The 8,680-nt window shown below is 60.8% G+C and carries 7 protein-coding genes; all 7 read right to left on the bottom strand.

From position 1 onward, the window contains the following. On the bottom strand, positions 1–739 hold a 739-nt coding region (locus GFM02_RS34560; protein ID WP_168324209.1), incomplete at its 3' end, for a carbohydrate ABC transporter permease. After that, a complete protein-coding gene (locus GFM02_RS34555; protein ID WP_168324208.1) occupies positions 736–1,689 on the bottom strand; it encodes a carbohydrate ABC transporter permease in 954 nt (317 codons plus the stop codon). The genes GFM02_RS34560 and GFM02_RS34555, both read right to left, overlap by 4 nt. Before the next feature lie 142 nt (positions 1,690–1,831). After that, on the bottom strand, positions 1,832–3,094 hold the full coding sequence (locus GFM02_RS34550; RefSeq protein ID WP_168324207.1) for an ABC transporter substrate-binding protein: 1,263 nt from the start codon (positions 3,092–3,094) through the stop codon (positions 1,832–1,834). 88 nt (positions 3,095–3,182) lie between these two features. Then, on the bottom strand, positions 3,183–4,703 hold the full coding sequence (locus GFM02_RS34545; RefSeq protein ID WP_168324206.1) for an aldehyde dehydrogenase family protein: 1,521 nt from the start codon (positions 4,701–4,703) through the stop codon (positions 3,183–3,185). Then, positions 4,703–5,482 (bottom strand): enoyl-CoA hydratase/isomerase family protein, encoded by a 780-nt coding sequence (locus GFM02_RS34540; protein ID WP_168324205.1) that lies wholly within the window; start codon positions 5,480–5,482, stop codon positions 4,703–4,705. Before GFM02_RS34540 ends, GFM02_RS34545 begins: the two co-directional genes overlap by 1 nt. After that, positions 5,475–7,088, bottom strand: a complete 1,614-nt coding sequence (locus GFM02_RS34535; protein ID WP_168324204.1) for an acyl CoA:acetate/3-ketoacid CoA transferase — start codon at positions 7,086–7,088, stop codon at positions 5,475–5,477. Before GFM02_RS34535 ends, GFM02_RS34540 begins: the two co-directional genes overlap by 8 nt. 9 nt (positions 7,089–7,097) lie before the next feature. Further along, the gene (locus tag GFM02_RS34530; RefSeq protein ID WP_168324203.1) at positions 7,098–8,144 is read right to left on the bottom strand and encodes a LacI family DNA-binding transcriptional regulator; all 1,047 of its coding nucleotides are present in this window, start codon (positions 8,142–8,144) and stop codon (positions 7,098–7,100) included. Between the last annotated feature and the right edge of the window lie 536 nt (positions 8,145–8,680).

The following is an 8,680-nucleotide window of genomic DNA, read 5'->3' as shown; positions in this document are numbered from 1 at the left end:
AGTCGTTCCAGATATTGGTGAACTGGTAGATCACCGTGACGACGATGATCGGCAGCGAGTTCGGCAGCATGATGCGGCGGAAGATCTGGAAGAAGCTGGCGCCATCGACCTGGGCGGCCCTGACCAGTTCGGTCGGAAAGGCCTCGTAGAAATTGCGGAAGAACAGCGTCGTGAAGCCGAGGCCATAGACGACATGGACGAAGACCAGATTGGCCGTCGGATTGCCGAAGCCGAAGTTCCAGCCCGTGGCATTCTGCAGCACCACGCCGAAGCGGCCGAGGCTGCCGAGGATCGTCGCCATCGGCAACAGCACCGACTGGAACGGGATGAAGCAGGCAAACAGCATCAGCCCGAACACCAGCGTGTGGCCGGGAAAGCGCCACTTGGTCAGCACATAACCGTTCAGCGCCCCCATGATGGTGGAGATCGCCACAGCCGGCACGACCATCTTGATCGAGTTCCAGAAGTAGCCCTTGATGCCGGCGCAGGTCAGCCCGACGCAGGTCTCGCCCCAGGCCTTGATCCAGGGGTCGAAGGTCGGCGATTGCGGCAGCGCCAGCATGTTGCCGTTCTGGATCTCGTCCATGGTCTTGAACGAGGTGGTCAGCATGACGAAGAGCGGCATCAGATAGAGGACGGCGAAGACCAGCAGCAGGCCGTAGATGACGGTGCGGCCGATCCAGCGGGAGTTTGTGCTGTTCTGCGCCCTGTCGGCTGTCGGTGAGATGATCGCACTCATCGCGCCTTCTCCTTCAGTTCGGAATAGAGATAGGGAACGATGATCGCCGAGATCGTCATCAGCATGATGATGGCGCTGGCCGAGCCGACGGCCATCTCGTTGCGCTTGAAGGTGTATTCATACATGAAGTTGGACGGCAGCCAGGCCGAGCCGCCGGGGCCGCCCGAGGTCAGCGCCACCACCAGGTCGTAGGACTTGATCGCCATATGGGCGAGCACGATGAAGGCGGAGAGAAAGATCGGCCGTAAGAGCGGAATGACGATGCGCCGATAGAGCTGGAATGGCGAGGCGCCATCGATCTGGGCTGCCTTCATGATCTCGCCGTCGATGCCGCGCAGGCCCGCCAGGAACATCGCCATGACGAAGCCGGACGCCTGCCAGACACCGGCGATGACGACGGTGTAGATGACGAAGTCCTTGTTCTTGATCCAGTCGAAGTGGAAGCTCGTCCAGCCGAAGTGGTGCAGCGTCTGTTCCAGGCCGAGGCCGGGATCGAGGAACCATTTCCAGGCAACACCTGTGACGATGAAGGAGAGCGCCATCGGATAGAGGAAGATCGGCCGCAACACACTCTCGCCGCGGATCTTCTGGTCGAGCAGGATAGCGAGGAACAGGCCGAGCGCCAGGCAGATACCGACATAGAGGAAACCGAAGATCGCCATGTTGGTGATCGAGGTATACCAGGACGACGGCGGATCGCTCTCGAAGGTCCAGCGCCACAGCCGCTGATAGGCGCGTGCGCCGGTCAGCGCATAGGAGGGAAAGGTCTTGGAATTGGTGAAGGAGAGATAGGCCGTCCAGACGATGAAGCCATAGACGAAGATGATGGTGATGACGAAGCTCGGCGCCAGCACGATCTTCGGCAGCGCATCCTGCAGCCGGCCCCTCAACGAGACCCCCGTCGATTGCCGCGGCGTCAAAACCGGATCGGTGGTCGCAACGGTGCTCATGGAATGTCATCTCCTTCCCGCATTCGGTCCTGCATGATCGGCTCTGCATCATTGTCTGGGCATGATTGTCCGCGCATGATCGGCGCGAAGCCTGAAGCTTCCCCGCAAGCAGGCGGGGAAGCATTTGTTATCGACAGTGGTCTCAGCGGGCGTCGTCGATCGCCTGGACGAGCTGCTTGACGGCTTCGTCGGAGGTCTTGATCTGGCCATGGACGAACTTCGAGACGACGTCCTTATAGGCATTGGCAATCGCCGGAGGCGCGCCGTAGCCTTGCGCCAGCGAGCCGAACAGCGTGCCGCCTTCGTTCGCTGCCTTCAGGTCGGCGATGCCCTTCTTGCCGCAGGCGTCGAAGTCGGTATCGGGAACGTCGGTACGGGCCGGCACCGAACCCTTGACGACGTTGAAGGCCGACTGGAAGCTCTTCGACAGCGTCGCGGTTGCCAGCGCCACCTGGGCCGCCTTGCGGTCATCAGGAACGTTGAACATGCCGAACATGTCGGAGTTGTAGACCACGCTGCCGTCGGTGCCGGGGAAGCGGTAGCACAGGAAGTCGGTATCCGGCGTCTTCTTGGCGGCGACGAATTCGCCCTTGGCCCAGTCGCCCATCACCTGCACCAGCGCATCACCCTTGATGACCATGGCGGTCGCCAGATTCCAGTCGCGGCCCGAGAAGTTCGGGTCGACATATTTGATGATCGTTGCCAGATTGTCGAAGGACTTCTTCATCGTGTCGGACTTCAGCGATTCCTCGTCGAGGTCGTTGAAGGCCTTCTTGTAGAACTCCGGCCCGCCGGTCGACAGCACGATGGAATCGAACATCGTCGCTTCCTGCCAATTCTGGCCGCCAAGCGCCAGCGGGATGACGCCGGCAGCCTTGGCCTTGTCGAGCAGCGCGATCAGATCGTCGAAGGTCTTCGGCTCAGTGCCGCCGATCTTGTCCATCACCGCCTTGTTGATCCACAGCCAGTTGACCGAGTGGACGTTGACCGGGGCTGCGACCCACTTGCCGTCATAGACCGAGAACTTCTGCAGGGCTGCCGGAACCGACTTGTCCCAGCCTTCCTTCTTCGCCGTCTCGGTCAGATCGCCCATGACGCCGGCCTCGGCATAATCGAGCACGGTATAACCGAGCATCTGCGAGGCCGTCGGATAGGTGCCGGCCGCCACCATCGCCTTCAGCGCCGTCATTGCCGCATCGCCGCCACCGCCGGCAACCGGCACGTCCTTCCAGGCAAAACCTTCCTTCGAAAGATCCTCCTTCAGAACGTTCAAAGCCGCTGCCTCCCCGCCTGACGTCCACCAGTGCAGCATCTGCACTTCCTTGACGTCAGCGGCTTGGGCGGACACGCTGACGCTGGCCAGAGCCAATGCGATCATTGCAGTCGTAGTCAGAAACCTATTCATCGAAGAACCTCCCAGTTCCATCTTGGAAGATGCGGGACCTATTCCCGCACCAATCACCCGCCCTCCTCGAGCGTAGTTCGGGCGCCGGCTAAGCCAGCTTTTCCGTCTGCGGCATCCACCAGCTGGTGCGTTTGCCGATATGCATGTTGAGCGTCTTGGTCTCGGTGTAGTCTTCGACCGCATGGCGGCCGAGCTCACGGCCGAGGCCGCTTTGCTTGTAACCGCCGAAGGGAAGTTCCGAAGCACCATCCATAAAGGTGTTCATCCAGACCGTCCCCGCCCGCACCGACCGGCCGATCGTCAGACACGTGTCGAAATCGCGGCTCCAGACACCGGCCGACAGGCCGTAGTCGATGGAATTCGCAATCCTGATCGCTTCGGCTGATGTCTCGAATGTCAGCACCGAAAGCACCGGACCAAAGACTTCCTCACGCGCCACGGCCATATCGTGGGTGACCTCTTCGAGGATCGTCGGCGACATGAACTGCCCCATGCCGAGATCGAGCGTCTCGCCGCCATGTGAGACCCGGGCACCGCTGCTCCTCGCGCCGGCAACGTATCCTGATATCTTCTCCAGGTGCTCAGGCGTGATGATGGCGCCGACCTGCGTCGAAGGATCGAGCGGGTCGCCGACCTTCACTGCTTTCGACAATTCGGCGATCCGCTTGACGACATCGGAAGCGATTGATTTGTGAAGGATCAGCCGCGAGCCGGCATTGCAGCACTCGCCGGCATTGAAGTATGCGCCGAAGACCGCGGCATCGATGAAGCCATCGAGATCGGCATCCGGAAACACGATCTGCGGGTTTTTCCCGCCCAGTTCCAGCGAGACCTTCTTCAGCGTCTGTGCGGCATTCGACATCGTCAGCTTTCCGACGCCGGTCGAGCCGGTGAAGGACACCATGTCGACGTCAGGATGGGACGTCATGACCGCGCCGACCTCTGGTCCCGTACCGGTGACAATGTTGACGACGCCATCCGGCATGCCTGCTTCCTGCAGGATCTCTCCCAGCACCAGCGTCGATCCTGAGGTCAGCTCCGAGGGCTTGACGACGGTCGTGCAGCCAGCGGCCAAGGCGAATGGCAGCTTCTGGCCGACGATCAGGAACGGAAAGTTCCAGGGTGTGATGATCGACACCACCCCGATCGCTTCGCGCAAGACGACACCCAGGGTGCCATCGCCGAGGGTGTTGTAGCTTTCACCATGGAGGTCGCGGGCAAGAGCCGCCGCGTAGCGCCATATGTCAACGGAGCCCGCAATTTCTCCCCGTACCTGCGTGATCGGTTTTCCTGCCTCGATAGCATCGAGAAATGCCAGCTCCTCTGCACGCGCCGCGATCAGATCGGCCGCCTTGAGCAGGATGGCGGAACGTTCGGAAGCCGTCATTCGGGGCCACAGCCCGAGGTCGAACGCCTTGCGTGCCGAAGCGATCGCACGCTCGGCGTCCCTCTTGCTGCCGGTCGGAAAGCGGCTGACCACGACCCCATGGCTCGGTGCGACACGCTCGATCGGATCGGAGCTGCCAGCCTCCCATTTGCCATCGATGAGCATCTTGAAATCACGCGCTTTGTGGTCGCTCAGCGCGGTGGGGTTGACGAGGACCGTCATTACCATTCTCCCTTGAACGTTGCCGGGCGCTTCTCGCTGAATGATGCGACGCCCTCCTTCAGATCGCCGGTCTTCGCAGCGAGGATCGAACCCAGGGCTTCGACCGCGGTTCCATTGTCTTCGCCGTTTGCCGATGCGATCATCAACTTCGCGATCTCGGTCGCAGCCGGCCCCCTTGCGGCAATACGCCCAGCATATTCCCTGGCAGCATTGAGTGCGTTTCCAGTGGGGACGACCGCGTCTACGATCCCGAGCAGGCGGGCCTCCTCGGCGGTGAATATCTCGCCGCCCAAGGCCATGCGCCGGACGGCCTGCGCCCCGAACCGGCGCACAAGACGCTGGCTCCCGGACCAGCCCGGCACCATGCCAAGGCCGGTTTCCGGGAGACCGATCTTGATCTGTTCCTCGGCAAGGCGAATGTCAGCGACTCCTGCAAGTTCAAGCCCTCCCCCGAGGGCATGGCCATTCAGAGCCGCGATCAGCGGCATCCGGAGCGTCGCCAGTCTCTCGAAGATACGGTGGCCATGCCGAACCCAGAGATGACCGAACTCCTGAGGCAGCATTCCGCCCCAGGCCTTGATATCGCCGCCGGCGGAAAAGCCCTTTCCTTCGCCCGTGAGAATGGCAGCGCGCACATTGGCGTTCGCCTCCACCTCGTCGGCCGCGTCTGCCAGCGCTTTCAGCATGTCGAGATCGAGCGCGTTCAGCTTCTCCGGACGAGAAATCGTCAGCGTCGCAACATGTCCATCGACGTCAATTCTGATTGTTCCGCTAGCCATGGAAGCTGCCCTCCAGCGTCCGTGCCCTCTTTTCTGGAAGGGACAGGCCGATGTTTGCCTCCGCGAAGAGTGCCGCGTCCATGACTTTCAGGTCGGGCGCCACGATCAGCGGAAACTCCGACTGATCGAGGATGTGGGATTGGAGATCGACGCCGGGCGCAATCTCGGTGAGGACGACGCCGTCGGGCGTCAGCTTCATCACGCACCGCTCGGTGACATAGGTGATCTCCTGCCCCTGCTCGATCGCGCGCCTGCCGCTGAAGGTGACATGTTCGACCTCGTTCACGAGCTTCTTCAGCTTGCCTTCCCTCTCGATGAGAAGAGCTCCATCGGCGATCGAAAGCTTCGCTCCGGCATTGAACATGCCTGAGAAGACGATCTTCTTCGCGCGCGCAGTGATGTCGACGAAGCCTCCGGCGCCAGCCGTCACATGCGGCCGGAAGGAGAGCTTGGAGACGTTGACCGAACCGTCTTTGCCGATCTCGAGGAAAGACAGCAGCGAGGCATCGAAGCCTGCGCCCTGGAAATAGGTGAACTGATAGGGAGATGGCATGTAGGCGTCGGCGTTGGAGGCGCAGCCAAAGGCGAAATCGAGCAGCGGCACGCCACCGACCGCGCCTTGCTCGATGACCCAGGTGACCGCGCCGTGAAGCCCCTCCTCCAGCAGAATTCGCGGCACGTTGGCCGATATGCCGAAGCCGAGATTAACGCAGCTTCCCGCTTGCAGTTCCTGCGCAACACGACGCGCGATGACCTTCTGAACATTGAACTCCGGAACGCTGAAACTATCGAGCGGGCGGAAGATCTCCCCGGAAATCGCCGGATCATATTGCGTCTGCGTCGTCTGCTTCTGTTCCGGATCGACGATCACATAATCGACCAGCATTCCAGGCACCCGAACGTCATGGGGCTTCAGCGAGCCTTCCTTGGTGATCTGCTTGACCTGCGCGATGACGATGCCGCCGTTGTTGCGCGCGGCCAGCGCCTGATCGAGGCCGCCGAGATAGGCGCCTTCATGTTCGTATGTCAGGTTGCCGCGCTCGTCGGCGGTGGTGGCGCGGATGATGGCGACCTCAGGGACGATCGAGGGAAAGAACAGCCAGTCGTCGCCCTCGAAGCTCACGCGCTTGACCACCGGATGTTCCGACGCCAGGCCGTTCATCGCGCAACCCTGTCGTTTGGGATCGACGAATGTGTCGATGCCGATCTTGGTCAGGACGCCTGGCCGCTTGGCGGCGGCCTCGCGATGAATATCGAAGAGGATACCCGAGGGAATGTTGTAGGCTGGGATTTCGTTGTTGGTGATCATTTGCCAGATCAGCGGCGGCTCTGACGATGACGGACCGGACGGATAGGAACCACCGATGATGCGCTTGAGCAGCCCCTTCTTGGCGATATGGTCGACGCCCTTGATGCCGCTCATGTCGCCGGCGGCGATAGGATGAAGGGTCGTGATATCACGGGGATGGCCGGTCGCATCGAAACGCTCGCCAATCGCCTTCAGCATGAGGTCCGGGCAACCAAGACCGCTCGAGGAAGACACCGTTACAACAGCGCCATCCGGGATGAGCCCGGCTGCTTCGGTTGGGGTGAGATGCTTCTTCATCGGCGTTACTCAGAGTCCTGTTTCGATTTTTACGCTCTTGCGGGCTCCGCAGCTCTCGCGAACGACCAGCCGAACCGCTGTTGTCACCGTCTCCGCCTCGGCCTTGCCCGCATTGATCTGCTTCAGAAGCAGCTGCGCGCCGCGGCGTCCAATGCCCTGCGGATCGACCGAAACCGTCGTGAGCGCGGGAACCGCTGCCTGAGCCTCGATGACGTCGTCGAAACCCACGACCGCGAAGTCGGAGCCGGGCTCCAGACGGCGGGCACGCAATCCGTCGCAAACACCGAAGGCGACGGCATCGTTGAAGCAGACGGCTGCCGTGGGTTTGTCGGCAAGAACGAGTGCTTTTCCGATCGCCTCTCCCCCGCCGGCTCGCGAAGGCGCGGACGAGATGACAAGGTCTTGGTGATAGTCGAGCCCGGCTGCCTCCATGCCGCTTCGGTAACCGGCAAGGCGGTCGTCGAAGACGGCGGTGTCTGGAAAGCCGCCGAGAAAAGCGATGCGCTTGTGACCGAGCTCCGCCAGGTGCATGACCGCGGACATCATGCCAGCCCGGTTGTCGGAGACGACGGACGAAACTTTGGCGCCAGGCAGGTTTCTGACGACGACCACCACCGGAATTCCCGCGGCGACAAGCGGCTTGAAGTCTGCGGCATCGGTGGCGCGCGCCGGCGACACGATGAGCCCCGAAATGCCATGTTCCCGCATCGATGCGACAACCTCGCGCTGCCTGTCGATGCTCTCGCTGGTGTTCGACAGGAATTGCACGAACCCGGCCGACTGAACGACCATATCGACGCCGACTGCCAGCTCCGCGAAGAAGCTGTTCGTCAAGTCGTTGACGACGACCCCGATGATCCTCGACTTGGCACTGGCCTGCCGAAGATTGGCGGCGCCGCGATTGTAGACATAACCCAGCTCGCGCATCACGGCATTGACCTTGGAACGTGTCCCCTCATTCACCAGGGAGGAGCCCTGAAGCACCAGCGAAACCGTCGATTTCGAGACGCCGGCGGCCTTCGCGATGTCGATGACGGTTACCCGCGCCTTGGTCATTTCCCCTCCCGACGCCAACGTCGAATGATCATTAAATATTTGGAACGTTCCAAATATGTCAAGAGAAATTTATGTGAATTGTTATAGCCAAGCTCATTTCTGGCAAACCTTGGCGTTCTCCGAGCGCTGGAATCTCATCTTAGAAATTGGAACGATCTAAAAATTGACCTTGCCTGAGAAGCCTATGTCGACGTTTTTTGACTGCAAAATCGTAGGTGGCGCACGACCGACAGATGCGTTGGCTGCAAAAATGTGGAAGATTCGGGCTCGTCCGTTATTTCCGTCGAAGCGACAAGACCTTCTAAGAAAAGCAGGAAGGGCTTCTGAAGTCCCCTCGCCGCTGCCATTCCAAGAGGATTGAAGGAGTTAGAGCGTCCTTTGTGCGTCCGAAAGAACGGACGGCGCTCTGGGTGTTTAGTCCCGGCATTTGATGGTGCATTATTTTCCTTAGAATGGAGGGAGGCACTATGGGCCAGGTTCTACACGGGAGCGCCACAACGACAGAGGCAATCCGTCGAGCAATACAAAATAGTGAA

The sequence above is a fragment of the Rhizobium leguminosarum bv. viciae genome, assembly GCF_012276115.1.
Classification (GTDB): Bacteria; Pseudomonadota; Alphaproteobacteria; order Rhizobiales; family Rhizobiaceae; genus Rhizobium; species Rhizobium leguminosarum_T.
The sequence above is the reverse complement of the archived record's forward strand: the minus strand, read 5'-3'. Positions and strand labels throughout refer to the sequence as shown.